The organism is Halomonas gemina, from assembly GCF_023554995.1.
In the GTDB taxonomy this organism is placed as follows: Bacteria; Pseudomonadota; Gammaproteobacteria; order Pseudomonadales; family Halomonadaceae; genus Halomonas; species Halomonas gemina.
The window spans coordinates 490090-515102 of the sequence record NZ_JAMJPK010000001.1 but is presented as its reverse complement, the minus strand read 5'-3'; the positions used below and the strand labels follow the sequence as shown (position 1 = coordinate 515102).

Here is a 25013-nt window from a genome sequence, read left to right as displayed (position 1 = left end):
AATCCAGTTCAGAGGAGGTGGAACATGAAGAGCCTGCTGCTCAATGCCGATATGGGCGAGAGCTTCGGTCCCTGGGTCATGGGGCTGGATCATGAGGTGATGCCTCATGTGGACCTGGCCAACGTGGCCTGTGGCTTCCACGCCTCCGACCCCGACGTGATCCGCATGACCGTGCGGCTGGCCAAGCGCCATGGCGTCACCGTGGGTGCCCACCCCGCCTATCCGGACATGGTCGGCTTCGGGCGGCGCTCGATGGCCTGCTCGGCCGAGGAGGTCGAGAACCTGGTGCTCTACCAGGTCGGTGCCCTGGCCGGGGTCTGCCGGGCCGAGGGCCTGGAGGTCGGTTACGTCAAGCCCCACGGGGCGCTCTACAACGACATGATGCGCGACCCGGAGATTCTCGACGCGGTGATGCGGGCGCTGGTGGCCTATGACGTCCAGCTGCCGCTGATGGTAATGGCCACCCGGGATACCTCCGCGCCACGGGAGCTGGCCGAGCGGCATGGCGTGACGCTATGGTTCGAGGCCTTCGCCGACCGCGCCTACGACGGCGAGGGACGGCTGGTCTCTCGGCGAGAGCTGGGGGCCGTGCATCACGACCCCGAGGTGATCGTTGACCAGGCGCAGCGCATCGCCCGTGGCGAGCCGCTCACGGCCAGCGACGGCAGCGACCTGGTGCTGGCCGCCGATACCCTCTGCGTGCACGGCGACAATCCCGAGTCGATCGCCGCCATCAAGGCGATTCGCGAGGCGCTCAACGGCCTGGCGAGTGCCTCATGAGTACGCCATTTCCGCAGGGGCTGCCACGCCTCGAGCCCGCCGGGCTGGACGGCTGGATGGTGCGGCTGTTCGATGCCATCGACGAGGCCAACATGCCCTGGCTCACCGCCCTGGTGAGAGAGTGCGAGACGGCCTTCGGCGACCGCCTGGTCGATCTGGTGCCGTCCTATACCACCGTGCTGGTGACCTTCGACCCGCTGCGACTCTCGCCGGACGAAGCCAGGCGATGGCTGATCGAACTCCTGCAGCGGCTTCAACCCGACGAGGAGGCGGCGGACGCACCGGTCAAGGAGCTGCCGGTCTGGTACGACGCCTCGGTGGGGCCCGAGCTCGCGCGACTGGCCGAGCTGGCCGGCATGAGCTGCGAGGAGGTGGTGGCCTGCCACAGTGAGCGCAGCTATCGGGTCTTCGCCCTGGGCTTTGCCCCGGGCTTCGCCTTCATGGGCAGCGTCGATGCCAGGCTCGAGGCGCCACGGCTGGATACCCCGCGGCGGCGCGTGCCGGCGGGCAGCGTGGCCGTGGCCGGGCGACAGACCGCGGCCTACCCCGCGGTCACGCCGGGCGGCTGGAACCTCATCGGTCGGACGCCTGCGGTGCTCTTCGACCGTGACCGGGAGGGCTTCAGTCTGCTCCAGGTGGGTGATCGGGTGCGCTTCGTGCCCATCGAGCGTAGCGAGTTCGAGCGCCTGGGTGGCGACACCCGTCCGATGGAGGAGGGAAGATGACGCATGCGACAGACGGCCTGAGGGTGGCGCGCGCCGGTCCCCTGGCGCTGCTTCAGGATGCCGGACGCTTCGGGGTGCGACGGCTGGGGGTGACCCAGGGTGGGCCGGCAGACCTGCATGGCTGGGCCTGGGCCAACCAGCTCGCCGGCAACGCTTGGGGTACCCCGGCCCTGGAAGTGACCTTCGGCGGGCTCGAACTCGTCGCCGAGCAGGACCTGGTAGTGGCCGTGGCGGGGGCGGACCTGTCGGCGACCCTGGATGGCGAGCCCCTCGACGGCTGGCGATCGCTGTCGGTGAAGGCGGGCCAGCGGCTCGCCTTCGGTGCGCCGGTCAACGGCCTCAGGGCCTACCTGGCGGTGGCCGGTGGTTTCGCGGCGGCGCCGGTGCTGGGCAGCGTGGCCTGCGTGGTACGTGAGGGGCTGGGCGGCCATGATGGCCTGGGTCACCGGTTGGCCGAGGGTGACGCTCTGCGGGTCACGCCACGGTGTGCCGACGCCGGTCGCGTGGCGCCCCGGGAGGCGCAGGTCGACTATCGCCGGCCGGCCGAGCTGGCGCTGCTGCCGGGCGCCCAGGTGGGCGAGTTCAGCGGTGAGAGCCTCTTCCAGGCGTTCAATGCCCCTTGGCGGGTGGACGATCGCGCCGATCGCATGGGCGTGCGCCTGAGCGGTCCGCGGCTCGATTGCCGGATGGCCAGCATGATCTCCGAGGGGATCGGCCTGGGCGCGGTGCAGGTGCCCCCCGACGGCCAGCCCATTGCCCTGCTCAACGACCGCCAGACCATCGGCGGCTACCCCCGGCTCGGGGCCCTCTCGCCGCTGGCCTGCTCACGGCTGGCCCAGTGCCTGCCGGGCCAGGAGGTGCGGCTGAAGGCGGTTGCGACCGAGCAGGCGTTGGCGGCCTACCAAAGCTTTCGCGCCGTTTTCGCCTGAGGTGCCGTCTCAGGCAACTCTTTCAGGCACCCAGTTCAGGCACCCAGTTCAGGCACCCAGTTCAGGCACCCAGTTCAGGCACCCAGTTCAGGCACCCAGTTCAGGCACCCAGTTCAGGCACCCAGTTCAGGCACCCAGTTCAGGCACCCAGGCCGCTCTCGCGCAGCAGCTGGTCGATGCTGCGCTCAGCGCGAGGAGCCGCGCCCTCGATCAGCAGCTGGGTCTCCAGGTCGGTCAGGCCGTCCTGCACCAGGCGCTCGATCAGTTCGGCCTTGGTGATGCCGGTATGGTGGCTGGCACGCTCGAGGCGGGCTTCCAGGTCGCGGGAAAAACGCAGCAGGTGAGGCATGGTCTGTCTCCTGGGGCTGGCGCCGGATCCCCGGACGCATCGATTGTATCCTGAGTGTAACATTGGCATGTTGTTCAGGAGATGTCTGAGGCGAAGTTTCATGCCTGACGATGACGGCGGTGTGACAACTATCAGTCGAATAATGGAGTACCCGGCCTCAACAGGGGGGATAGGGCCTCACGCCAGCCCCCGCCGCTGCATGACCTCGGTGATGATGGGCACCGGCGTCATCAGGTGCTCGCGCATCATCTCGGCGGCGCGCGGGGCGTCGCGGGAGAGGATGACCTCAACCAGGGCGGCATGTTCGCGCCGCTTGCGCTCCAGGGCCTCGGCGGAGAAGACAGTCTCGCGCAGCCAGAGATGGCGGTAGCGCTCCACCTGGTCGAACAGGCCCTCGCGGACCTTGAGCAGTTGGGGGGAGTTGCAGCCGGCGGCGATGGCGGTGTGGAAGGCCTTGTGACGGGTATCCCAGACGTCGAGCAGTTCCTCGGAGCTGTTGACCTCCGTCACCTTGGCCAGCGTATGGGCCTTGGCCAGGATCTCGGCCTCCCAGTCGTCGCCGCCGCGCTGGATGGCAAGCTCCAGGACGAGCCCCTCGAGCTGGGCCCGGGCGTCATAGAGATCGGCGAGTTCCGACAGCGACATCGGCGCCACCCGATAGCCACGCTGGCTGATGGCCACCACCAGGCTCTCGGCCACCAGCTGCGAAAGGGCTTCGCGCAGGGGGCCGATGCCCAGCCCGTAGCGCTCCTTGAGACCGCTCATCAGCAGCTTCTCGCCGGGCGTGAAGACGCCGCGGATGATGTCGCGTTTGAGCCAGTGGTAGGCACTGACGCCCAGGTTCTGTTTCGAGATGGTGTCCATGGCGCGCTGTCGTTCCGGATGTGGTGCCATCATACCCAATCATCGCCACTGTGGTGAATCGTGCCGTGGAGCATCGAAAAATGGAAACAGTCAGTGATCATGGATATTCTCCCTTTCACATGCCTGTCATCCCGAGGTGAGCCTTGTACGACTTCATCATCATCGGCGGGGGTATCCTCGGCATGTCCACCGCCATGCAGCTGAGCGAGACCTTTCCCGACAGGCGCATCCTGCTGCTCGAGAAGGAGTCTGGCGCGGCCCGCCACCAGAGCGGCCGCAACAGCGGCGTCATCCATGCCGGGGTCTACTATGCCCCCGGCAGCCTCAAGGCGCGCTTCTGCCGCGAGGGCAACCGGGCCACCCGCGCGTTCTGCGAGGCCCATGGCATCGAGACCCGCACCTGCGGCAAGCTGCTGGTGGCGACCAGCGACCTCGAACTCGAGCGCATGCAGGGGCTCTGGGAGCGAACCGCTGCCAATGGCCTCGAGTGCGAATGGCTATCCGCCGAGGCGCTTGCCGAGCGGGAGCCGGCGATCACCGGTGTCGGGGCGCTCTTCGTGCCCTCCAGCGGCATCGTCGACTATTCCCGGGTGACCCGGGCCATGGCCGGGGAGTTCGAGCAGCGTGGCGGGCAGGTCCGTTTCGATCAGGAGGTGACCGCGATCGACGAGCGCCCCGGCGAGGTGGTGGTCAGGACCCGTGATGACGAGTTCTCCACCCGCTATCTGGTCTCCTGCGCCGGGCTGATGGCCGATCGCGTCGTGAGGATGCTGGGGCGCGATCCTGGCTTCATCATCTGCCCCTTCCGCGGCGAGTACTTCCGCCTGCCAGAGGCGCGTGACGGCATCGTCAACCACCTGGTCTACCCCATCCCCGATCCGGCCATGCCCTTCCTCGGCGTGCACCTGACGCCGATGATCGGTGGAGGCGTCACGATCGGTCCCAATGCCGTGCTGGCGCTGGCCCGGGAGGGGTATCGCAAGTCGGATGTCTCGCTGCCGGACCTGGCGCGGATGTTCACCCATCCCGGGGTGTGGCGGATGCTGGCCAGCAACGTGGGTCCGGGGCTGGCGGAGCTGCGCAACGCCTTCTCCCGGCGCCGCTACCTTTCGCTGGTGCGACGCTACTGTCCCGAGCTGACCCTCGAGGACCTCCAGCCCTGGCCGGCCGGGGTGCGCGCCCAGGCGGTCTCCCGCGACGGGCGGCTGATCGATGACTTCCTGTTCGTCAACACGCGACGCACCGTCAACGTCTGCAACGCGCCGTCGCCGGCGGCCACCTCGGCACTGCCCATCGGGCGCTATATCGTCGACAAGGTGAAGGAGCAGGTGGAGGTCGGTTGACGGCCCAGCCATCAGGCCGTCTCGGGCGAGCGCTTGAGCTCCTGCCAGGCCGCATAGGTGCTGAGGAAGACCCGTCCGGTGAGATCGTCGAGGAAGTCGCTGTGCTTGAGGCGGTCCATCACCGGTCCCTTGACCTCGGCCAGGTGCAGGGTGACCCCGGAGTCCTCGAGCCGCGCGTTGATGGCGTCGAGGCTCTCCAGCGCCGAGGCGTCGATCAGGTTGACCGCCGAGCAGATCAGCACCACGTGCTCGAGTTCCGGGCGGCTCGCCACCAACGCATAGACGGTGTCCTCGAGGTAGCGGGCATTGGCGAAGTAGAGGCTCTCGTCGACGCGCAGCATGGCCAGGTGGCTGACGGTCTCGGTCTCGTGGCGCTCGATGCTGCGGAAGTGCTCGGTGCCGTCGATGCGTCCCACCAGCACGCTGTGCGGTCGGCTGGTGCGGTAGAGGAAGAGGGCGATGGAGAGCAGGACCCCGGAGATGATGCCGGCCTCGACCCCCTCGACCAGCGTTAGCACGATGGTCACCGCCATGGCCGAGAAGTCGCTGCGCGAGTAGCGCCAGGTCTGGCGCACGAGGGGGATATCCACCAGGGTCAGGATGGAGACGGTGATGATGGCCGCCAGGGTGGCGATGGGCAGGTGCTGCAGCAAAGGCGTCAGCGCCAGGGTCGCCGCCGCGATGCCCAGCGCCGCGAAGAGCCCGGCCATGGGCGTACGGGCCCCGGACTCGAAGTTGATCACGGTGCGCGACAGTCCCCCGGTTACCGGCATGCCCCCGGAGAAGGCCGCGGCAAGGTTGGCGCCCCCCAGCCCCACCAGTTCCTGGTTGGGCGAGATCCGCTCGCGGCGCTTGGCGGCCAGCATCTGGGCCATGGAGATCGACTCGACGAAGCCCACCACGCTGATCAGCAGGGCCGGAATCAGCAGGCTGCGCCATAGCGGCAGGTCCAGCGGCGGCAGGCTCAGTGGCGGCAGCCCCCCGGGGATGGCGCCGATCACCGCCACGCCGCGGTCCGCGAGCCCGAGCCACCAGCTCAACAGCGTCGTCGCCACCACCGCGATCACCGGGCCGGCCCGGGTCAGTAGCGAAGCCAGCCCCTTGGGCAGCCTCACCGCCCGCAGCAGCCGTTCCCCGTAGCGTCGCATCCCGACCAGGAAGGCCAGGCAGCCCAGGCCGAGCAGCAGGGTCGGCCCGTGGGTCTGCCCCAAGTCGCCGGCGAGGCTGACAAGCAGGCCCAGCGCCGTGAACCCGCTTGCCTGAATGCCCAGCAGGTGGGCGGCCTGGCTGGCGGCGATCAGTACCGCCGAGGCGGAGAGGAACCCCGCGATCACCGGATGACTCAGGAAGTTGGCGAAGAAGCCCAGGCGCAGCAGGCCCATGGCGGTGAGCATCAGCCCGGAGAGCAGCGAGAGCACCAGGGCCGCCTGCAGGTAGTCCGAGCTGCCCGGGGTGGCCACCCCGGAGAGGGCGGCACCGCTCATCAGGGCGATGATCGCCACCGGGCCCACGGCCAGGGTGCGGCTGGTGCCGAGCAGGGCATAGGCGATGGCCGGCAGGATGCTGGCATAGAGGCCGACTACCGCAGGGAGGCCGGCGAGCAGGGCATAGGCCAGCGACTGGGGAATCACCAGCGCGGTGACGATCACCCCGGCCATCAGGTCGGCGCCGGCCAGCCGGCGAGTGTAGTGGGGCAGCCAGGTGAGGATCGGCAGGTAGCGCTTGAGCATCCTTGTTCGCCATGTCGGTGGCAGGGTCGACGGGAGCGGCCCCGAGGCATGGCTACCAGACTAAACGATATTGGTCGTCGGGTTCAGGGTTGGTTAGCATCGGGTGAAACAGTGGATACTCCCACAACGACGCAGAAGGACACGCCATGAAGCCCGAGACCCTCGCCCTGCACCACGGCTACGCCCCCGATGACCAGCATGCCGTGGCGGTGCCCATCCACCAGACCACCTCGTTCTCGTTCGACAGCGCCCAGCATGCGGCGGACCTCTTCGACCTCAAGGTCGAGGGCAACATCTACTCGCGGATCATGAATCCCACCTGTGCGGTGCTCGAGCAGCGCGTGGCGGCCCTGGAGGGGGGCATCGCCGGGCTGGCCGTGGCGTCGGGCATGGCGGCCATCACCTACGCCATCCAGACCATCGCCGAGGCCGGTGACAATATCGTCTCCATCAGCGAGCTCTACGGTGGCACCTACAACCTCTTCGCGCATACGCTGCCGCGCCAGGGCATCGAGGTACGCTTCGCCGACAAGGACGACATCGCCGGCCTCGAGTCGTTGATCGACGCCCGCACCAAGGCGGTGTTCTGCGAGAGCGTGGGCAACCCCTCCGGCAGCGTGGTGGACATGGCGGCCCTGGCTGATGCCGCCCATCGCCACGGCGTGCCGGTGATCGTCGACAACACCGTGCCGACGCCCTTCCTGTGGCGGCCCATCGAGCACGGCGCCGACATCGTCATCCATTCGGCCACCAAGTATATCGGTGGTCATGGCACCACGGTGGGCGGGGTGATCGTCGACTCCGGCCGTTTCCCCTGGACCGAGCACCCCGAGCGTTTCCCGCTGCTCAACGAGCCGGACGTCTCCTACCACGGCGTCTGCTACACCCGCGACCTGGGCGAGGCCGCCTTCATCGGCCGTGCGCGGGTGGTGCCGCTGCGCAACATGGGGGCGGCGCTCTCCGCCCAGGCGGCCTGGAACCTGCTGCAGGGACTCGAGACCCTGTCGCTGCGCATCGAGCGCACCTGCGACAACGCCCTGAAGGTGGCCGAGTACCTCGACGGGCACCCCGCGGTGACCTGGGTGCAGTACGCCGGCCTGCCGAGCCACCGGGACCACGGCCTGGCACAGCGCTATATGGGCGGGCGTGCCTCGGGCATCCTCAGCTTCGGTATCCAGGGCGGGCGCGAGGCCGGTGCACGCTTCTATGACGCGCTCGGCATGATCCTGCGCCTGGTCAACATCGGCGATGCCAAGACCTGTTCGTCGATCCCGGCCTCCACCACCCACCGCCAGCTCAACGACGAGGAGCTCAAGGCGGCCGGGGTGAAGCCCGACATGGTCCGCCTCTCCATCGGCATCGAGCACGTCGACGATATCCTCGCGGACCTGGACCAGGCGCTGGCCGTCAGTCAGGCCTGACGCGGCGTCGGGTTAGCCTTTGCTGGCCTCGCTCCCTCCGTCAGGTCAGGTATTGGCGAAGAAAACGGTGGTCCAGTCGTCGCTTCCAGGCCAGGGCCAGGCGGCCGCCCCACCAGCGGCGGCCGCGGATGGCGAGTCCCTGGCCGGCGCCCAGCTCGAGGACCGCCAGGGCCAGCCGCTGGGGAACGTAGGGGGTCAGGGGGCCACCGGTCAGGCGTGCCGCCAGGTTGGCGAGCAGCACCGGGGCCTGGCGGATGCCGTGGATGCGCAGGCGCGGCAGCGCGTGGTGCAGCATGGCCGCACAGTCCCCGGCGGCGAAGATGTCGGGGTGGCCGGGGCTCTGCAGGGTCGCCTCCACCGCCAGGCCACGACCGGGGATCAGTGGCAGGCCCAGCCGTTCGACCACCTCGGGCGGGGCCAGCCCTGTGGCATGCACGACATGGTCGGCCGGCAGCCATTGCAGGCTGTCCTCGCCCCAGGCATTGGCCTCGGTGGCGAAGGTCAGGCCGCCGGCGGCATGGCCGGTGACGTCGAGGCCGAGCCTCACCCGGATCTCGCGCCGCTCCAGCTGGCGCATCAGCCAGCGCACGGCCCCCGCGGGGGCGCCTTCCAGCAGCCGCTCGCCGCGGGTCACCAGCTGGATCTCGGGGCGGGCGCCATGGCGTCGGGCCAGTTCGCGCAGCTGGCAGGCCACCTCCACGCCACTCGGGCCACCCCCGACGACGACCAGCCGGGGGGCCAGGCCCCGGGAGAACTCCTTTTCCAGGCAGTGGCGCAGGGCGAGCAGACGCGGGATCGGCTTGACCGCCCAGACATGGGGTCCCGGCGTGCGCGGTGCGGGGCAGGGGGTGCGCGACCCCAGGTTGAGCGAGAGCAGCGAGAAGTCGAGTTCGCGACCGTCCTCCAGCCGAGCGATTCGTGCCTGCGGGTCGAGGTGTGCCAGGCGGCCCCGCAGGGCCTGCACGCCGTAGCGGGCCGCCAGGCGGGTCGGGTCCAGGCGATCCTCGGCGGGCGTGTGGCGGGCGCCGAGCATGCCGCTGGCCCTCCCCGAATACCAGAAGCTGCCGGGGTCGACGAGGGTCACCTCGGCGCCCTGGAGACGGTGGCGATGTCGGATCAGGTGCAGGTGGGCATGCCCGGCGCCGACCAGCAGCAGGCGAGGCCTTCCGGCGCGAGGAGGTGTGGCAGTCATCCCGCGATGGTAGCGGAAAGGCGCGGGTCAGGCGACACGGGCGCCCGGCTTGACAGGCCGTGGCGCCCGGGACGGGTCAACGCGACGAGAGCGCGGTCTTCGCCTCTCGGGGGCGAGACTGCCAGGCGGACCAGGAGTAGAGGGCCAGTCCGGCCCAGATCAGCACGAAGGTGGCCAGCTGCACCGGTGCCAGGGGCTCATGGAACACCAGCAGGGCGATGATGAACTGGATGGTCGGGTTGAGGTACATCAAGAAGCCCAGTGTGGCCAGGCGCAGACGGCGCGCGGCCCCGGCGAAGGCCAGCAGGGGCAGGGCGGTGATCACGCCGCTGGCCACCAGCAGGCCGGTGGTGCGGCCATCGTCGAGGAAGTGGGAGAGCTCGGCCTGGGTGAGCCAGCCCAGCGCCATCAGGGCCAGGGGCAGCAGCAGCAGGGTCTCGACGAAGAGGCCCGAGAGGCCGTCCAGTGGCACCTGCTTGCGCAGCAGGCCGTAGGTGCCGAAGGAGAAGGCCAGGGCCAGGCTGATCCACGGCAGCTCGCCAAGTATCACCAGCTGGAGCGCGATGGCCAGTGCGGCGAGCCCCACCGCCACGCCCTGCAGGCGCGCCATGCGCTCGCGCAGCACCAGCATGCCCAGCCCCACGTTGACCAGCGGGGTCATGAAGTAGCCCAGGCTCGCCTGAAGTACGTGATGGGTCTCCACCGAGTAGATATAGAGCCCCCAGTTCAGGGCGATGAGCAGGGCGCAACCCAGTACCCGGCCGAGGCGCCTCGGCTCGGCAATGGCCCGGCGGATGGGCGCCCAGCGGCCGAGCAGGGTGACCAGCCCGACCAGGAAGAGGCAGGACCAGATCACCCGGTGAAGCAGTATCTCGAAGGCGGGCACGCCCTGAAAGAGGGCGAAGAACAGCGGGAAGCAGCCCCAGGTCATATAGGCGGTCAGCCCGAAGGCGACGCCCTTGCCGGTTTCGTGGTGTGGGGCAGAGGTAGGGTAGCGGGACATGAAGGCCTCGAAGCAGAATCGCCTAGACATTAGCAGGCTATTGGCGTTGCCGCCACGGGTCTTGCCCGGCGGCTGACGCAGCCGGGGCTCCTGGGGTAGGCTGTAACCCGGCCTATCACTGGACGGGAGTCACGCTCATGAGCGACCTGAGAACCACCCTGGTGCAGTGTGACCTGCGCTGGGAAGACCCTGATGCCAACTGCCGGATGCTCGAGGAGACCCTGGGCGGGCTCGGCGCCGACGATACCGACCTGATCGTGCTGCCGGAGATGTTCGCCACCGGCTTTACCATGAACTCCCGGGAGATGGCCGAGCCCATGGCCGAGAGCCGGACCGTGGCCTGGCTGCGGGACCAGGCGGCACATCGCGGCTGCGTGGTCACCGGCAGTGTCGCCGTGGTGGAGCACGGCGACTACTTCAATCGCCTGGTCTGGGCGCGCCCGGACGGCAGCCTGGTCACCTACGACAAGCGTCACCTGTTCCGCATGGCCGGGGAGCATGAGCGCTACGCCATGGGCCATGAGCGGGTGATCGTCGAGCTCAAGGGCTTCCGTATCCTGCTCAGCGTCTGCTACGACCTGCGCTTTCCCGTCTGGCTGCGCCAGCAGCCCGGTCCCGACGAGCACTTCGAGTATGATGCCCTGCTCTGCGTGGCCAACTGGCCGGCGCCGCGGCGTCACCCCTGGCGGGTGCTGCTGCAGGCCCGGGCCATCGAGAATCTCTGCCCGGTGATCGGTGTCAACCGCGTCGGTGAGGATGCCAAGGGTCTCGCCTATGCCGGCGATTCGATGCTGGTCGACGCCAAGGGCGAGGCGCTGATCGACGAGCCCCGGGATACCCCCTTCCTGAAGACCGGCAGCCTCTCGCTCGAGGAGCTGCGTGGCTTCCGCGAGAAGTTTCCCGCCTGGCGCGATGCCGACCACTTCGGCCTCGCCGACGGAGTGGGCTACTGATGCGCCTGGACCGCTTCCTGTGCGAGACCACCGACCTGACGCGCAGCCTGGCCAAGAAGGCCCTGCACCGCGAGGAGGTCCTGGTGGATGGCGAGCTGGTCAAGAACCCTGCCACCCAGGTCGACCAGCACAGCCGCGTCACCTGGAATGGCGAGCCCCTGGCCCTGGTCGGCCTGCGCTACGTGATGCTGCACAAGCCCGAGGGGGTCGAATGCAGTGCCCGTCGCGGCCTCTATCCACTGGTCCGCGAGCTGGTCGACCTGCCCCATGTGGAACGCCTGCAGACGGTGGGCCGGCTGGACGTCGACACCACCGGCCTGGTGCTGCTCACCGACGATGGCCAGTGGTCCCATCGGGTCACCTCGCCGAAGCGACGCTGTGGCAAGGTCTACGAGGTCACGCTCGCCGAATCGCTGGACGGCGCGGCGCGGAATGACGCCGTGGCCCGTTTCGCCGAGGGGCTGTTGCTCGACGGGGAGGAGAAGCCGACGCGTCCCGCGCAGCTGGCCATGCGTTCACCGTGCGTTGCCGAGCTGACCCTGTTCGAGGGCAAGTACCATCAGGTCAAGCGGATGTTCGCCGCCATCGGCCACCATGTGGTGGCCCTTCACCGCGAGGCGATCGGGCCGCTCTCCCTCGGAGATCTGGCGCCCGGCGCGTGGCGGGAGCTTACCGAGGAGGAGGTGGCGCTGTTCTGAGTGCTGGCGCGAGTCAGGCGTAGGTCTCGATCCTCGCCCGCCCGCGGTGCTTGGCCGAGTAGAGCGCCTTGTCGGCGAGCCCGATCAGCGTCAGCGGGTCGCCGGCATGCTCGGGGTAGGTGGCAATGCCGCATGAGATCGACAGCGGCCCGAGCACCCGCTCGCGGTGACGAAAACGCGTACGGCTCAGGACCTCCAGCAGCTCGCCGAGGCGCGCCTCGGCGATGGCCGCGGTGGCCCCCGGCATGATGACGACGAACTCCTCGCCGCCCATGCGGCAGACCACATCGGCGTCGCGGAAGTGATGGGTCAATACCCGCCCCACCCCGACCAGCACCGTATCGCCCGCCTCGTGCCCCTCGCGGTCGTTGAACTGCTTGAAGTGGTCGATATCGATCATCGCCAGAGTCAGCGGCGTGGCATGGCGGCGCGCGACTGCCGCCTCGTGCTGGAGCAGCTCGTCGAAGTAGCGGCGGTTGTGCAACCCGGTCAGGGCGTCCTGGTAGGAGTAGGCCTGCAGCTTCTCGACCATCTGCTCCAGCGCCCGCGTGCGCTCGGCGACCTGCTTCTCGAGGGAGAGGTTGAGGCGGCGCAGCTCGCCTTGGGTATGTTGGTAGTGCCAGATCGAGATCATCACGACGGCCAGCGCGAAGCCCAGCGCTGCGCCACTCACCGGAACACGGCGCCAGGGCAGCAGGCCGTGGGCCACAGCCATGTCGACCAGCAGCAGCAGGGCGAAGAGCCCGTAGCTGGTGATGATTAGCTTCTGCTCGGCATTGAGGGCGTCCAGGTGCACGATGATGATGGTGAACATGACCAGCAGTGTGACCAGCAGCAGGGCATCGAAGGGCGGGAAGGTGCTGGAGAGGTCGATGACGCCGGCCAGGGCCAGCCCCGGTGCCATCACCAGGTAGCCCAGGTGGAGCTGCCAGATGCGCCGCAGCAGCGTCGGGCGCTGGGCGGCGAACCAGTGTTCCAGCATCAGGCCCATGGCCACCGGCAGGGTGTAGTAGCCGACGGCGGCCAGGTAGTCCCACAGCAGGGGGACCTCCAGCAGCAGCTGGCTGGCCTGGGTCTCGGCCAGCAGCATGCTGCCCGCCGCCAGGGCGAACAGGCCGATGCCGAAGAAGCTGCGCCGATCGGCCTGCACGAGGGCGAAGATGAAGGCGAGCAGCGCCAGTAGCAGCAGGAAGGCGCTGACGACCAGATCCCCGGCCGAACGCTCGATGATGTAGTGCAGCAGGTCGAGGCGGTCCATCAGCTTGATCTCGCCCCACAGGCCGATGTCGGTGTAGTCGGAGAAGACGCGGAAGTAGAGGGTCCTGCCCGCGAAGGCCTCGGGCAGGCTGATCATGTGCCAGGGCCACCCCTCGAAGCGGCCCTCCCCGCGGGGATCGAAGTGACCGTACTGGTAGATCAGCTCGTCCTCCAGCCAGGCCTGGGTGATCAGGTCGACGCTGTAGATGTAGAGCACCGGGTCGCGCCACTTGCCCTCGGGCAGGGTGATGCGGAACCAGGCGTGCTTGCTGCCTCCACGGCCGGGCGGATTGGAAGGGAAGGCGATCGGTTGCCACTCGCTCGAGGATGCCGGGTCGTCGACCCAGGCCGGGGTGCCGTCGGCCCGGAAGGGCGAGTCTCCCCAGCGATACTCCCAGCCCTCGTCGAGTGCCAACGGGGCGGGGCCGGCGCAGGCAGGGGCGGCCAGCAGCAATGCCAGGAGCAGGGTCCCGAACAGGGAGGAGAGGAGTGTGCGCATGGCATCCCGAGGCCTCGAATCAGGTCGACAGTGTAACCCAGCGTAACCTGCGGCGGATGCCTTCCTTGTCAACGCCCCTCCGTGGATCTCCTGGCAGCCCCGGACGTGGGTGCAGGTTTATACCGTTATCTTATTCATGCAGTACAACACATTACTTCACGGGCCTCGAAAGCTGAGTTGATCAAGGCAGAGGCAGTACGCCAGGCGATGATCGGCTCACTCGCGTGGGGCAAGCCCGGCGGCTGTCACCAGGGCCCGGGTGTAGTCGCTGGCGGGATTCTCGAGGACCTGCAGGCAGTCGCCCTGTTCCATCACCTCGCCGTCCTTGAGCACCAGCACCCGGTGGGCCATGGCCCGCACCACCGCCAGGTCATGGCTGATGAACAGGTAGCTGAGCCGGCGCCGGGCCTGCAGGTCGCGCAGCAGCTCGACCAGCTGCTTCTGGACGCTGCGATCCAGCGCCGAGGTGGGCTCGTCGAGCACCACCAGCCGTGGCTCGAGGATGATCGCCCGGGCCACGGCGATGCGCTGGCGCTGGCCGCCGGAGAACTCGTGGGGGTAGCGGGAGGCGCACTCCTCGGGCAGGCCCACCTCGCGCAGGGTGGCCCGCACGCGGCGGTCGACCTCGGCTCTGTCGAGCTCCGGGTGATGAAAGCGCAACCCCTCGCTGACGATATCGAAGACCGGCAGGCGTGGCGAGAGCGAGCCATAGGGGTCCTGAAACACCACCTGCAGGCAGCGGCGCTGGCGTCGCAGGGCGTTGCCGGTCAGCTGGTCGAGGCGGGTGCCGTCGAAGTCGATCTCGCCGCTGCCCTGGCCCAGTCGCAGCAGGGCGAGGGCGAGGGTGGTCTTGCCCGAGCCGGACTCCCCGACGATGCCCAGGGTCTCGCCGGGCGCCACATGGAGGTCCAGCGGCTTGACCGCCACGAAGGGGGGCGGGCGTCGGGCGAACAGCCGCGTCGGGCGCGGGAAGCTTACCCCGACCCCCCGGGCGCTCAGCAGCGGCGCCACCCGCGCCACGGGGGCCGGGCGTCCCGCGGGTTCGGCCTCCAGCAGCTGTCGGGTGTAGTCGCTGCGGGGCTGGGTAAAGACCTCGGCCACCGGGCCGGTCTCCTGCTCGCGGCCGGCATGCAGCACGCAGATGCGGTCGGCATGCCGGCGCACCAGGTTGAGATCGTGGGTGATGAAGAGCATGCCCATCCCGTGGGCATCGCGCAGGTCGGCGAGCAGGGCGAGGATCTCCTGCTGCACGGTGACGTCCAGCGCGGTGGTCGGCTCGTCGGCGATCAGCAGTTCGGGCCCGTTGGCGATGGCCATGGCGATCATCACCCGCTGGCGCTGGCCGCCGGAGATCTGGTGCGGCCAGGCATCCAGCAGCTCCTCGGCACGGGGCAGACGGACCTGTTCCAGCAGTTCCCGGGTGCGCGCCCGGGCGGCCCTGCCGGTCAGTCCCTGGTGCAGGCGCAGGGTCTCGCCGATCTGCTTGCCGATGGGGTGCAGCGGGTTCAGCGAGGTCATGGGCTCCTGGAAGACGAAGCCTACTTGGCCGCCCCGCAGCCCTCGCCACCCCCGGTCGGAGAGGGTGGCGAGGTCGGTGTCGCCCAGCCGGCGGCTGCCCTCGATTCGCGCATTGGGGGGGAGCAGGTTCATGGCGCCCAGTGCCGAGACCGACTTGCCGGAGCCGGACTCGCCGACCAGGGCCAGGGTCTCGCCACGCTTGACGGTGAGCGATAGCCGCTCCACCACGCTGACCCCGTCGAAGGCGATGGTCAGGTCGTGCAGCTCTAGTAGGGGGGCAGAGGTCGGTTCACGCATCGTGGCCGCTCCTCGAGGGGGTGCTCGCTGCCGGGGACGGGCTGGCGGCATGCTGGATATGGCGCGGGTCGAAGGCATCGCGCAGCCCCTCGCCGATGAACACCAGCAGCGAGAGCATCACCGAGAGGGTGACGAAGGCGGTGATGCCGAGCCACGGGGCCTGCAGGTTGTTCTTGCCCTGGGCGACGAGCTCGCCCAGCGACGGCGAGCCCGGCGGCAGGCCGAAACCGAGGAAGTCCAGGGCGGTGAGGGTGGTGATGGCCCCGGTGAACAGGAAGGGGATGAAGGTCAGGGTCGCCACCATGGCATTGGGCAGGACGTGGCGCCACATGATCAGTCGCGAGGGCAGGCCCATGGCACGGGCGGCGCGCACGTACTCCAGGTTCCGGGCACGCAGGAATTCGGCGCGTACCACATCGACCAGCCCCAGCCAGGAGAACAGCAGCATGATTCCCAGCAGCCACCAGAGGTTGGGTTCCACCAGGCTCGCCAGGATGATCAGCAGGAAGAGCATCGGCAGCCCCGACCAGATCTCGGTGAAGCGCTGGCCGATCAGGTCCACCTTGCCGCCGAAGTAGCCCTGGATGCCGCCGGCCAGCACCCCCAGCACCAGCGAGCCCGCGGTGAGCACCAGGGCGAAGATCACCGAGAGGCGGAAGCCGTAGATCACCCTGGCCAGGACATCGCGGCCCTGGTCATCGGTGCCCAGCCAGTGGCGGGTGGTGGGCGGTGACGGGGCCGGGTGGTCCAGTTCCATGTCCAGGGTCTCGTAGGAGAAAGGGATCGGTGGCCAGAGCATCCAGCCGTTGGCCATGATCTCGTCGCGCACGAAGGGGTCGCGGTAGTCGGCGGGGCTGGGCAGGAAGCCCCCGAACTCGGTATCGGGGTAGTCCACCAGCACCGGAGCGTACCACTCTCCTTGGTACTGCATGACGATGGGCCGGTCGTTGGCGATCAGCTCGGCCACCAGGCTCAGCACGAAGAGAATCGCGAAGATCCACAGCGAGAGCCGGGCCCGGCGGTTGTCGTGAAAGACCGCGAGGCGGCGGCGGGTGATGGGGGAGAGGTCGCGCGAGAGCAGTGACATCGGATCAGGACTCCCGTGTCTCGAAGTCGATGCGCGGGTCCACCCACACATAGGTCAAATCGGAGATCAGCTTCAGCACCAGCCCGATCAGGGTGTAGAGGTAGAGGGTGCCGAAGATCACCGGATAGTCGCGCTGCATCACCGCCTCGAAGCCCAGCAGGCCCAGGCCGTTGAGGGAGAAGATCACCTCGATCAGCAGCGACCCGGTGAAGAAGATGCCGACCAGGGCGGCCGGCAGCCCGGCGATGATGATCAGCATGGCGTTGCGGAAGACGTGGCCGTAGAGCACCCGTCGGTCGCTGGCGCCCTTGGCTCGCGCGGTGAGCACGTACTGCTTGTGGACCTCGTCGAGGAAGCTGTTCTTGGTCAGCATGGTCAGGGTCGCGAAGCTGCCGATCGCCGAGGCGATCACCGGCAGGGTGATGTGCCAGAGGTAGTCCTTGACCTTGCCCCAGGTGGAGAGCTCGTCGAAGTCCGGCGAGGTGAGGCCGCGCAGCGGGAAGACATCCCAGTAGCTGCCGCCGGCGAACAGCACGATCAGCAGGATGGCGAACAGGAAGCCGGGAATGGCGTAGCCGACGATCACCAGTCCCGAGCTCCAGACGTCGAAGCGTGAGCCGTGGTGCAGGGCCTTGCGGATGCCTAGCGGGATGGAGACCAGGTAGACCACCAGCGTGGTCCAGAGCCCCAGCGAGATCGAGACGGGAAGGCGCTCGAGCATCAGGGTGGTGACCTGCTCGTCGCGGAAGAAGCTCTCGCCGAAATCGAAGGTGGCGTAGTCGGCGATCATGCCCAGGAAGCGCTCATGGGCGGGCTGGTCGAACCCGAACTGCGCCTCCAGCTTCTCGATGAAGGCCGGGGGAATGCCCCGGGCGCCTCGGGACTCGCCGCTCGACGTGACGTCCCCGCCACCCCCCTCCATGCGGGTGCTGGCCTGGCTGGAGAGGCCCTCGAAGCGGGCCAGCATCTGGTCGATGGGGCCGCCCGGCGCGGCCTGGACGATGATGAAGTTGAGCAGCATGATCCCCAGCAGGGTGGGGATCATCAGCAGCAGGCGGCGCAATACATAACGGGCCACGGCGTATCCTTACTCCACGGATGATGGCGGCCGGCGCACCGGCCGCCGGTCATGCACCTCAGCGGTTGCGCTGGCGGGCCTCGATCTCGGCGCCGCGTTCGGGGTCCACCCACCAGGCGGCCATGTCCAGGTTGTACTCGGGGAAGGGTTCCTGCCAGCCGAACTTGTCCCACAGCGCGATCCGCGTCTTCCCGAGATGCCACTGGGGAATGACGTAGAAGCCCCAGCGCAGCACCCGGTCCAGTGCCCGGGCGGCGGTATCCAGCGCCTCTCGGGAGTCGGCGGTGATCAGGTCGTCGACCAGGTCGTCGACCACCGGGTCACTGAGCCCGATCAGGTTGCGGCTCTGGGGAACCTCGGCGTATTCGCTGGTCCAGAAGTCGCGCTGCTCGTTGCCCGGGTTGGCCGACTGGGGGAAGCTGCCGACGATGATGTCGAAGTCGAAGCCGCGCAGCCGGTTGAGGTACTGGTTGACGTCGACGATGCGGATGTTGCCCTCGATGCCCAGCTTGGCCAGGTTCTGCAGCAGCGGCTGCACGACCCGTTCGAACTGGGTGTCGAAGAGCAGCACCTCCATCCTCAGCGGCGCACCGGAGTCGAGGTGGGTCATGACGCCGTCGCGGACCACATAGCCGGCCTCGTTGAGCAGCTCCAGGGCCTTGGCCAGCCGGGGGCGCATCTCCTCGGGGTGCTCGACGGGCAGGGGCTCCTCGAAGACGCGCTCGGGCAGCGCCTCACGGTGGGGCTCGAGCAGGGCCAGCTCTGCCTCGCTCGGCAGCCCCTCGGCGGCCATCTCGGAGTTGGCGAAGTAGCTCTCGGTGCGCTGGTAGGCGCCATAGAAGAGGTTGCGATTGAGCCACTCGAAGTTGAAGGCCAGGTTGAGGGCTTCGCGGACGCGCACGTCCTGGAACTTGTCGCGCCGCAGGTTCATCACGTAGGCCTGCATGCCGGCGGGCTGGCCGTCCGGCACCTCGAGCCGTTCGACGAACCCCTCTTCCAGGGCCGGGAAGTCGTAGGCGGTGGCCCAGTTGCGGGCGCTGGTCTCGATGCGCATGTCGAGATTGCCGGCCTTGAAGGCCTCGAGGGCCACCGTTTGGTCGCGGTAGTAGTCGTAGACCAGGCGATCGACGTTGTGGCGGCCCCGGTTCACCGGCAATTCCTGCCCCCAGTAGTTGTCGACGCGCTCGTAGACGATGCGCCGACCCGGTTCCACCACGCCGATGCGGTAGGGGCCGGAGCCGAGCAGGGCGTCGCGGGTGGTGGCCTCGAAGTCCCGGTCCTGCCAGTAGTGAGCCGGCAGGATCGGCAGCTGGCCGATGATCAACGGCAGCTCCCGCGACTCGCTGTCGGCGAGGTCGAAGTGGACGGTGCTCTCGTCGAGCGCCGTCACGTCGATGACGTCGGCATAGTAGGCCCCGTAGAAGGGCTGGCCCTTCTCCGTCAGGGTCTCGAAGCTGAACACCACGTCCTCGGCGGTCACCGGCTCGCCGTCATGGAAGCGCGCCTCGGGGTGCAGGTCGAATTCGATCCACTGCCGCTCGGGATCCAGCCGCACGCCCTCGGCGAGCAGGCCATACATCGAGAAGGGCTCGTCGGGGTTCTGGGTCAGCAGCGTATCGTAGATCTCGGTCAGGCCGGTGGCCGGGGTGCCCCGGATGATGAAGGGGTTGGTGGAATCGAAGCTGCCGATGGCCGAGCGCACCAGGCTGCCCCCCGTTGGGGCCTCGGGGTCGGCATGGGGGAAGTGCGTGAAGTCCGCCGGCAATGCCGGGTCGCCATAGAGGGCCAGGCCATGGACGGTGGCCACGTCGGCGGGGTCGGCCGCCAGGGCCGGTCCACCGAGCAGCGCGCCCAGCAGCAGGCCCAGGCCAGGGGCAGCGTGTCGCATCGATCAGGTTCCTTGTAGCAGGCGGGGCCGGGGCCCCGGACATCAACTACCGGAAAGTGTCAGCTGTTGCCCCGGTTGTAAAGCGTCGGGCCGCTCGATGCCGTTCCAGCGGGCCAGGTCGGCCAGCGTCACGGCATGGCGGGAGGCGATGGCCGAGAGGCTGTCGCCGCGGCGGACCACGTAGACGTCATCGCCGTCGGCGGCGGCCAATTGCCGGTTTGCACTGCCGCTGAGACGGGCCACCAGCCGCTCGGCACTCTCGGCGGGTACCAGCAGCCGCTTGACGTGGCGCGGGTCGGCGCGGTTACCGAGCAGGCCGGGATTGAGGTCGGCCAGGGCCGCGTGGGAGACCCCCGCCAGGCGGGCCGCTTCGCCGAGGTCCAGCGGGCGGGTCACCGGGACCTCGGCGACGGCCGGCGTGGCCTCTATCTGGGGCAGCTCGACGTTGTAGCGTTCCGGTTCGGCGATGATTGCCGAGATGGCGATCAGCTTGGGGACATAGGCCATGGTCTCGCTCGGCAGCTTGAGGTCCCAGTAGCTGCCGGCCTTGCCACGCGAGAGCGCGGCGCTGCGCGCCCGGTTGACGGTGCCGGCGCCGGCATTGTAGGCCGCCAGGGAGAGCTCGATGTCTCCCTCGTACCACTGCTCGGCCTGCATCTCGATGTAGTCCAGGGCGGCATGGGTGGAGCGCGCCACATCCAGGCGACCGTCGTAGCCGCCGCCGCGGCGCAGCCCCAGGGCATGGCCGGTACCGGGCATGAACTGCCAGAGGCCGGCCGCCCCGCGATGGCTGCGGGCGTTGGGATCGAAGGAGCTCTCGATGAAGGGGATCAGGGCGACTTCGCCTGGCAAGCCGCGCTCCTCCACCCGTTCGGTGATCCAGGCGAGCCAGGGCCGGGCCCTCTCGGTGATCTCGACGATGTTATGGGGGCTCTGGCGGTAGTGGTCGATCCACTGCTGTACGCGCGCCTGGTCGAGGTCCTCCTGCCACTGGAAGGCTTCGGCGAGGCGCGACCAGGCATCCCTGGGCTCGAGAGCCAGGGCATCCCAGAAGGTCTGGTTGGCGGGAAGCGGGGCAGGCTGGGCCTTGTGGCTGGCCGAATCGTCCTTGAAGGCGCGCTGGGGTGTCGGTGAGGCCTGGCTGTTGCCGGTGGTGGCCATCAGTGAACCCATCAGCGCGAGACAGCTGGTGAAGCCCAGGATCCGTCGACGTGTCGTGTGGTAGGTCATCGAAAGGTGATCTCCTGGTCATGCGAAGGCCTGCCGCTCCGGGCAGGCCGGGTGTCATCCATCAATGGCGCGTTCAGAAGCCATCCTTCCAGGCGCGCAGCGTGGTGAAGGTCGAGAGGTCATTGTCGGTATCACCGTGCGCCGATGCGGCCTGGCGCACGCCGGCCGAGGCGCAGCGCAGGAAGGGGTTGATGCGGCGTTCGCGGCCCAGCGTGGTGGGAAGGGTGGGGCGGTCGAGCTCCCGGGCCCGCTGGCACTCTGCCTCGGCGGCCTCGATATCGGCATTGTCCGGGTCGGCGGCGCGGGCGAACGCCAGGTTGGCCAGCGTGTACTCATGGGCGGCGAACACCAGAGTGTCCTCCGGCAGGGACTCGAGGCGCGACAGCGATTCATGCATCTGGGCCGGGGTGCCCTCGAAGAGCCGGCCGCAGCCGGCACTGAACAGCACGTCGCCGCTGAACAGCAGCGGCGGGATGCCCGGCGTGAAGAAGCCGATATGATCCAGGGTGTGGCCGGGCAGGGCGAGCACCTCGAACAGCCTGCCCATCACCCGCACCTCGTCGCCGTCGCCGACCCGCTCGTCGATGCCGTCGATCTCGGGATTATCCGGGCCGATCACCCGCGGCGAATAGCGCTTGATCAGTTCCGCCAGGCCGCCGGTATGGTCGTGATGGTGGTGGGTAATCAGCACGGTACCCAACTCCAGACCCTCGCGCTCCAGCCACTCTATCACCGGCGTTGCATCGCCGGGGTCCACCACGCAGACTGCCTGGCTCGTGTCCTGGCGCAGCAGCCAGATATAGTTGTCGCTAAAGGCGGGTATCGGTGTCACGCTCAACATGGGCTCAGGGTCCTCGACGGAGGCGTTGCCAGACGCTGCCGCGTTTCGTTGCGATATGGTTTACAAAACCCGGCACTGTGGAGGGAAAACGGCACTATGTCAAATTCGCGGGATCCCCACGCCCTGGCGCGACTGGTCCGGGAGGGTCGACGTTACTGGGCGTCGCCGGCGGGCCAGGCCCTGTGGCGGGCCGAGCGTGCCTGTCTGGGGCCGGTCTGCGAACGCCTGGTCGGGCTCCACAGCCTGGAACTGGGCATGGCCCCCGTGCTCAGCGACATCTGCCCGATCCGCCATGCCCTGGGCTGGTCGCCGAGCCGCGAGATGGCCGACCACGACTCGACCCTGGTGTGTCCACCGGATGCCTTGCCGCTCCCCGATGACAGCCTGAGCCTGGTGGTGGTCCACCACCTGCTGGAGGTGGTGGACGAACCGCACCACATGCTGCAGGAGGCGGCTCGTGTCACCGCCGACAATGGACGACTGATCATCTTCGGCTGGTGCCCGCTGAGTGTCGGCGGGCTCTCGCGGGTCTGGCCGGGCCGGCGGCGTCGCATGCCCTGGCGCGGGCACTGGCGCTCTCCCCGGCGGCTGGGCGACTGGCTGGCGTTTGTCGACTTCGAGATCGAGCGGGTAGACTATTGCGGCTTCCATCTGCCCGGCAGCCAGCCGCGCAATGCCATGCTGGAGACCCTCGGCCGGCGCCACAACCTGCCGCTGGGGGACAGCTACATGATCCATGCCCGCCGTCGGGCGCAGCTCGCCCAGTCGCAGCGCTCGCCCTTCGAGCTGGCCCGCCCCCTGGTCGGGCCGGCACTGGGCAGCGCCACGCGGGTCGGGCCACAACCGGAAAGGAACCGCAAGGGTGACTGACAGACGCCATGCCGAGCCCCCCCAGACAGTGACGATCTATACCGACGGGGCCTGCCGCGGCAACCCTGGCCCCGGGGGGTGGGGGGTCCTGCTGGTCAGCGGTCACCACGAGAAGGCGCTGAAGGGCTATGAGGCGGTGACCACCAACAACCGCATGGAGCTGATGGCGGCGATCATGGCGCTGCGCGAGCTCAAGCGCCCCTGCCGGGTAGCGCTGTGGACCGACTCCGAGTACCTGCGCAAGGGCATCACCGAGTGGATCCACAACTGGATCAAGCGTGGCTGGAGGACCGCGTCCCGCCAGCCGGTCAAGAACGCCGAGCTGTGGCGCGAACTCCACGAGGAGACCCATCGCCACACGATCGAGTGGCACTGGGTCAAGGGGCACAGTGGCCATCCCGGCAACGAGCGGGCCGACGAGCTGGCCAACGAGGCCATCGACGAGCACCGGGCCCGCGCCTGACGCCCCGCCTTTTCCTGCGAGCCGACGAGAGACACCCATGCGCCAGATCATCCTGGATACCGAGACCACCGGCATCGATCCCCGTGATGGCCATCGCCTGATCGAGATCGGGGCGGTGGAGATGGTCAATCGCCGGCTCACCGGCAACCGCTATCACCAGTTCATCAACCCCGAGCGGGACATCGAGGCCGAGGCCGTGGGCGTGCACGGCATCACCAACGAGCGGGTGGCCGAGGAGCCGGTCTTCGCCGAGATTGCCGACGCCTTCTGGGCCTTCATCGAGGGGGCCGAACTGGTGATCCATAACGCCCCCTTCGATGTGGGCTTCATCGACCATGAGCTCGGCATGCTCAACGCCCGGCGCGGCGAGCCGCGGCTCGGACCGGTGGCGGACCACTGCCGGATCCTCGATACCCTGACCCTGGCGCGCGACAAGCACCCCGGCCAGCGCAACAGCTTGGACGCCCTGTGCAAGCGCTACGAGATCGACAACGGGCACCGTGTCCTGCACGGCGCCCTGCTCGACGCCGAGATCCTCGCCGACGTCTACCTGGCCATGACCGGGGGGCAGACCCTGCTCTCCCTGGATGCCTCGGCGACATCGGAAGGGCGCGCCGGCGAACCCCAGGGGCTGGCCATCCGCCGGCTCTCCCTCTCCCCGGGGCAGTTGCGGGTGGTGCCACCCGACGAAGCGGAACTGGCGGCCCACCGGGCCAAACTGGAGCGCATCCGCGATGCCGCCGGCGAATGCCGCTGGGATGCCAACCCCGGCCTGCCCGGCGGTGAGGCGTCACGCTGATGCTGCGGCGGGAGTTGCCCAACGAGGAGACGGCCGGGCGGGTCATCCGCCTGGCCGGGGGGCGCATCGCGCCCGGGGTCGACGAGGGCCCGCTGCAGGCCTTTCAGCCCTGGCATCAGCGGCTGCAGCCGCTGTGCTGGTGGCAGGAGGAACCGGTGGCGCTCTCGCTGGAGCAACAGCCCGGGGATGACTGGCTCGATGCCCGCGCCTGGCTGGCCCGCCTGCCGGAATCCTGGTTCCCGCTGCTCTCCACGGCCCTGCAGGTGGCGGCCTGGCTCGACAACCATCGCTTCTGCGGGCGTTGCGGGGCGCCGGCGCGGCGCCTCGATGCCGAGTTCGCCATGCACTGCGAGCAGTGCGGCCATCGCAACTACCCGCGCATCTCGCCCTGCATCATCACCCTGGTCACCCATGGCGAATCGCTGCTGCTGGCTCGCAGCCCGCGCTTCCCGCCGGGGCGCTACTCGACCCTGGCCGGGTTCGTCGAGCCCGGGGAATCGGCCGAGGAGGCCGTGCGTCGCGAGATCTTCGAGGAGGTGGGGCTCAGCGTGGGACGCATCAGCTACTTCAGGAGCCAGGCCTGGCCCTTCCCCCATTCGCTGATGCTGGGGTTCTTCGCCGAGGCGGCCAGCCGGCGCATCCGCATCGACGGCGTCGAGATCGCCGATGCCGCCTGGTTCAGCCCGCGGCGCCTGCCCCAGCTGCCGCCGCTCTACTCGATTTCGCGGGCGCTGATCGAGACCCATCTCCGGGAGGTCGGGCCCCGCGGGTAGTATACGGGGTCCATACACGGGGTCAGACCCTTAAGCTTTCTTAGGGTTTTAATCCTAAGAATGCTTAAGGGTCTGACCCCACGGGAGGTGGGCCTCAGTGGCCCGGGAAGAGGCGGGTCAGCTGTGTCGCCAGCATGACATTGCCGGTGGCCTTGAGCCTGCCGGTCATGAAGGCGCTCATGCCATTGATCTCGCCGTTCATGACGCCCTTGAGGGTCTCGCTGCTCATGCTCAGGCTGACCGAGGGATCGTCGTGCTCGCCCTCGTGGACTTCCAGCGTGCCGTCGTCCACGACCAGGTAGTGGTCGCCGGCATCGGAGAAATGGAACTGGAAGACTTCATGCATGCCGCTGGCGGCCTCGGCGTCGAAGCGGCTCTGCAGCTTGTCGATGGTGGCGTCTGACATGGGGGATCCTTGGTCGCGGG

Annotated in this window: 24 protein-coding genes; 11 read left to right on the top strand and 13 right to left on the bottom strand. The window is 68.7% G+C overall.

Annotated elements, in window-relative coordinates:
• The first annotated feature begins 24 nt into the window (after window positions 1-24).
• From M8009_RS02590 to M8009_RS02580, 3 genes are read left to right on the top strand one after another with little or no spacing between them, the layout of a single operon-like run.
• Window positions 25-780, top strand: a complete 756-nt coding sequence (locus M8009_RS02590; RefSeq protein WP_250059205.1) for a 5-oxoprolinase subunit PxpA — start codon at window positions 25-27, stop codon at window positions 778-780.
• On the top strand, window positions 777-1505 hold the full coding sequence (gene pxpB / locus M8009_RS02585) for a 5-oxoprolinase subunit PxpB (RefSeq protein WP_250059204.1): 729 nt from the start codon (window positions 777-779) through the stop codon (window positions 1503-1505). Before M8009_RS02590 ends, pxpB begins: the two co-directional genes overlap by 4 nt.
• Window positions 1502-2434, top strand: a complete 933-nt coding sequence (locus M8009_RS02580) for a 5-oxoprolinase subunit C family protein (protein WP_250059203.1) — start codon at window positions 1502-1504, stop codon at window positions 2432-2434. Before pxpB ends, M8009_RS02580 begins: the two co-directional genes overlap by 4 nt.
• Before the next feature lie 139 nt (window positions 2435-2573).
• Here M8009_RS02580 and M8009_RS02575 read toward each other — a convergent pair whose 3' ends face one another.
• Together M8009_RS02575 and csiR are read right to left on the bottom strand one after the other, a co-directional pair.
• Window positions 2574-2783: a hypothetical protein gene (locus M8009_RS02575; RefSeq protein WP_250059202.1), complete on the bottom strand. Its 210-nt coding sequence runs from the start codon at window positions 2781-2783 to the stop codon at window positions 2574-2576.
• Window positions 2784-2960: 177 nt separating this feature from the next.
• Window positions 2961-3647, bottom strand: coding sequence for a DNA-binding transcriptional regulator CsiR (csiR, locus tag M8009_RS02570; protein WP_250059201.1), 687 nt, complete (start codon window positions 3645-3647; stop codon window positions 2961-2963).
• Window positions 3648-3790: 143 nt separating this feature from the next.
• Here csiR and lhgO point away from each other — a divergent pair, with 143 nt between their 5' ends.
• Window positions 3791-4990, top strand: a complete 1200-nt coding sequence (gene lhgO / locus M8009_RS02565) for an L-2-hydroxyglutarate oxidase (RefSeq protein ID WP_250059200.1) — start codon at window positions 3791-3793, stop codon at window positions 4988-4990.
• Between the two features lie 11 nt (window positions 4991-5001).
• On the opposite strand, the gene M8009_RS02560 is transcribed toward lhgO, so the two are convergent.
• Complete coding sequence (locus M8009_RS02560; RefSeq protein WP_250059199.1) at window positions 5002-6720, bottom strand: SulP family inorganic anion transporter; 1719 nt, start codon at window positions 6718-6720, stop codon at window positions 5002-5004.
• A 146-nt stretch (window positions 6721-6866) separates the two neighbouring features.
• Between M8009_RS02560 and M8009_RS02555 the strand changes: the two genes are divergently transcribed.
• Window positions 6867-8141 (top strand): O-acetylhomoserine aminocarboxypropyltransferase/cysteine synthase family protein, encoded by a 1275-nt coding sequence (locus tag M8009_RS02555; protein ID WP_250059198.1) that lies wholly within the window; start codon window positions 6867-6869, stop codon window positions 8139-8141.
• Window positions 8142-8181: 40 nt separating this feature from the next.
• On the opposite strand, the gene M8009_RS02550 is transcribed toward M8009_RS02555, so the two are convergent.
• Both M8009_RS02550 and rarD read right to left on the bottom strand, forming a co-directional pair.
• Complete coding sequence (locus M8009_RS02550) at window positions 8182-9333, bottom strand: NAD(P)/FAD-dependent oxidoreductase (protein ID WP_250059197.1); 1152 nt, start codon at window positions 9331-9333, stop codon at window positions 8182-8184.
• A 76-nt stretch (window positions 9334-9409) separates the two neighbouring features.
• Window positions 9410-10336, bottom strand: coding sequence for an EamA family transporter RarD (rarD, locus tag M8009_RS02545; RefSeq protein WP_250059196.1), 927 nt, complete (start codon window positions 10334-10336; stop codon window positions 9410-9412).
• Window positions 10337-10473: 137 nt separating this feature from the next.
• Between rarD and M8009_RS02540 the strand changes: the two genes are divergently transcribed.
• Together M8009_RS02540 and M8009_RS02535 are read left to right on the top strand one after the other, a co-directional pair.
• Window positions 10474-11289, top strand: a complete 816-nt coding sequence (locus M8009_RS02540) for an amidohydrolase (RefSeq protein WP_250059195.1) — start codon at window positions 10474-10476, stop codon at window positions 11287-11289.
• Window positions 11289-11987, top strand: coding sequence for a pseudouridine synthase (locus M8009_RS02535; protein WP_250059194.1), 699 nt, complete (start codon window positions 11289-11291; stop codon window positions 11985-11987). The genes M8009_RS02540 and M8009_RS02535 overlap by 1 nt, the downstream gene beginning before the upstream one ends.
• A gap of 13 nt (window positions 11988-12000) precedes the next feature.
• Here M8009_RS02535 and M8009_RS02530 read toward each other — a convergent pair whose 3' ends face one another.
• The 7 genes from M8009_RS02530 to gloB all read right to left on the bottom strand — a co-directional run bounded on the left by M8009_RS02530 (window position 12001) and on the right by gloB (window position 21682).
• Window positions 12001-13743 carry a sensor domain-containing diguanylate cyclase gene (locus tag M8009_RS02530; protein ID WP_250059193.1) on the bottom strand — a complete coding sequence of 581 codons (1743 nt, stop codon included), beginning with the start codon at window positions 13741-13743 and terminating at the stop codon, window positions 12001-12003.
• 216 nt (window positions 13744-13959) lie between these two features.
• Window positions 13960-15558, bottom strand: a complete 1599-nt coding sequence (locus tag M8009_RS02525; protein ID WP_250059192.1) for an ABC transporter ATP-binding protein — start codon at window positions 15556-15558, stop codon at window positions 13960-13962.
• Entirely contained in the window at window positions 15551-16645 is a 1095-nt protein-coding gene (locus M8009_RS02520; RefSeq protein ID WP_250059191.1) for an ABC transporter permease, read from the bottom strand. Before M8009_RS02520 ends, M8009_RS02525 begins: the two co-directional genes overlap by 8 nt.
• Window positions 16646-16649: 4 nt before the next feature.
• Window positions 16650-17723, bottom strand: coding sequence for a microcin C ABC transporter permease YejB (locus M8009_RS02515; RefSeq protein WP_250059190.1), 1074 nt, complete (start codon window positions 17721-17723; stop codon window positions 16650-16652).
• A 58-nt stretch (window positions 17724-17781) separates the two neighbouring features.
• Window positions 17782-19611 (bottom strand): extracellular solute-binding protein, encoded by a 1830-nt coding sequence (locus M8009_RS02510; protein WP_250059189.1) that lies wholly within the window; start codon window positions 19609-19611, stop codon window positions 17782-17784.
• Between the two features lie 42 nt (window positions 19612-19653).
• Window positions 19654-20841, bottom strand: coding sequence for a transglycosylase SLT domain-containing protein (locus M8009_RS02505; RefSeq protein WP_250059188.1), 1188 nt, complete (start codon window positions 20839-20841; stop codon window positions 19654-19656).
• 73 nt (window positions 20842-20914) lie between these two features.
• On the bottom strand, window positions 20915-21682 hold the full coding sequence (gene gloB / locus M8009_RS02500) for a hydroxyacylglutathione hydrolase (protein ID WP_250059187.1): 768 nt from the start codon (window positions 21680-21682) through the stop codon (window positions 20915-20917).
• A gap of 96 nt (window positions 21683-21778) precedes the next feature.
• On the opposite strand from gloB, the gene M8009_RS02495 reads away from it, so the two are divergent.
• From M8009_RS02495 to nudC, 4 genes are read left to right on the top strand one after another with little or no spacing between them, the layout of a single operon-like run.
• Window positions 21779-22552 (top strand): methyltransferase domain-containing protein, encoded by a 774-nt coding sequence (locus M8009_RS02495; protein WP_250059186.1) that lies wholly within the window; start codon window positions 21779-21781, stop codon window positions 22550-22552.
• Window positions 22545-23015: a ribonuclease HI gene (gene rnhA / locus M8009_RS02490; protein ID WP_250059185.1), complete on the top strand. Its 471-nt coding sequence runs from the start codon at window positions 22545-22547 to the stop codon at window positions 23013-23015. Before M8009_RS02495 ends, rnhA begins: the two co-directional genes overlap by 8 nt.
• Window positions 23016-23052: 37 nt before the next feature.
• The gene (dnaQ, locus tag M8009_RS02485) at window positions 23053-23814 is read left to right on the top strand and encodes a DNA polymerase III subunit epsilon (protein WP_250059184.1); all 762 of its coding nucleotides are present in this window, start codon (window positions 23053-23055) and stop codon (window positions 23812-23814) included.
• Window positions 23814-24587: an NAD(+) diphosphatase gene (gene nudC, locus M8009_RS02480; protein WP_250059183.1), complete on the top strand. Its 774-nt coding sequence runs from the start codon at window positions 23814-23816 to the stop codon at window positions 24585-24587. The genes dnaQ and nudC overlap by 1 nt, the downstream gene beginning before the upstream one ends.
• A 94-nt stretch (window positions 24588-24681) precedes the next feature.
• Here nudC and M8009_RS02475 read toward each other — a convergent pair whose 3' ends face one another.
• Window positions 24682-24993 carry an SCP2 sterol-binding domain-containing protein gene (locus M8009_RS02475; protein ID WP_250059182.1) on the bottom strand — a complete coding sequence of 104 codons (312 nt, stop codon included), beginning with the start codon at window positions 24991-24993 and terminating at the stop codon, window positions 24682-24684.
• Window positions 24994-25013: the final 20 nt, after the last annotated feature.

Excerpts from the sequence above, each read along its gene's own strand:
- M8009_RS02590 (WP_250059205.1), top strand. The coding sequence starts at position 25 with ATGAAGAGCCTGCTGCTCAATGCCGATATGGGCGAGAGCTTCGGTCCC.
- pxpB (WP_250059204.1), top strand. The coding sequence starts at position 777 with ATGAGTACGCCATTTCCGCAGGGGCTGCCACGCCTCGAGCCCGCCGGG.
- M8009_RS02580 (WP_250059203.1), top strand. The coding sequence starts at position 1,502 with ATGACGCATGCGACAGACGGCCTGAGGGTGGCGCGCGCCGGTCCCCTG.
- M8009_RS02575 (WP_250059202.1), bottom strand. The coding sequence starts at position 2,783 with ATGCCTCACCTGCTGCGTTTTTCCCGCGACCTGGAAGCCCGCCTCGAG.
- csiR (WP_250059201.1), bottom strand. The coding sequence starts at position 3,647 with ATGGACACCATCTCGAAACAGAACCTGGGCGTCAGTGCCTACCACTGG.
- M8009_RS02560 (WP_250059199.1), bottom strand. The coding sequence starts at position 6,720 with ATGCTCAAGCGCTACCTGCCGATCCTCACCTGGCTGCCCCACTACACT.
- M8009_RS02555 (WP_250059198.1), top strand. The coding sequence starts at position 6,867 with ATGAAGCCCGAGACCCTCGCCCTGCACCACGGCTACGCCCCCGATGAC.
- M8009_RS02550 (WP_250059197.1), bottom strand. The coding sequence starts at position 9,333 with ATGACTGCCACACCTCCTCGCGCCGGAAGGCCTCGCCTGCTGCTGGTC.
- rarD (WP_250059196.1), bottom strand. The coding sequence starts at position 10,336 with ATGTCCCGCTACCCTACCTCTGCCCCACACCACGAAACCGGCAAGGGC.
- M8009_RS02540 (WP_250059195.1), top strand. The coding sequence starts at position 10,474 with ATGAGCGACCTGAGAACCACCCTGGTGCAGTGTGACCTGCGCTGGGAA.
- M8009_RS02535 (WP_250059194.1), top strand. The coding sequence starts at position 11,289 with ATGCGCCTGGACCGCTTCCTGTGCGAGACCACCGACCTGACGCGCAGC.
- M8009_RS02530 (WP_250059193.1), bottom strand. The coding sequence starts at position 13,743 with ATGCGCACACTCCTCTCCTCCCTGTTCGGGACCCTGCTCCTGGCATTG.
- M8009_RS02525 (WP_250059192.1), bottom strand. The coding sequence starts at position 15,558 with ATGCGTGAACCGACCTCTGCCCCCCTACTAGAGCTGCACGACCTGACC.
- M8009_RS02520 (WP_250059191.1), bottom strand. The coding sequence starts at position 16,645 with ATGTCACTGCTCTCGCGCGACCTCTCCCCCATCACCCGCCGCCGCCTC.
- M8009_RS02510 (WP_250059189.1), bottom strand. The coding sequence starts at position 19,611 with ATGCGACACGCTGCCCCTGGCCTGGGCCTGCTGCTGGGCGCGCTGCTC.
- M8009_RS02505 (WP_250059188.1), bottom strand. The coding sequence starts at position 20,841 with ATGACCTACCACACGACACGTCGACGGATCCTGGGCTTCACCAGCTGT.
- gloB (WP_250059187.1), bottom strand. The coding sequence starts at position 21,682 with ATGTTGAGCGTGACACCGATACCCGCCTTTAGCGACAACTATATCTGG.
- M8009_RS02495 (WP_250059186.1), top strand. The coding sequence starts at position 21,779 with ATGTCAAATTCGCGGGATCCCCACGCCCTGGCGCGACTGGTCCGGGAG.
- dnaQ (WP_250059184.1), top strand. The coding sequence starts at position 23,053 with ATGCGCCAGATCATCCTGGATACCGAGACCACCGGCATCGATCCCCGT.
- nudC (WP_250059183.1), top strand. The coding sequence starts at position 23,814 with ATGCTGCGGCGGGAGTTGCCCAACGAGGAGACGGCCGGGCGGGTCATC.
- M8009_RS02475 (WP_250059182.1), bottom strand. The coding sequence starts at position 24,993 with ATGTCAGACGCCACCATCGACAAGCTGCAGAGCCGCTTCGACGCCGAG.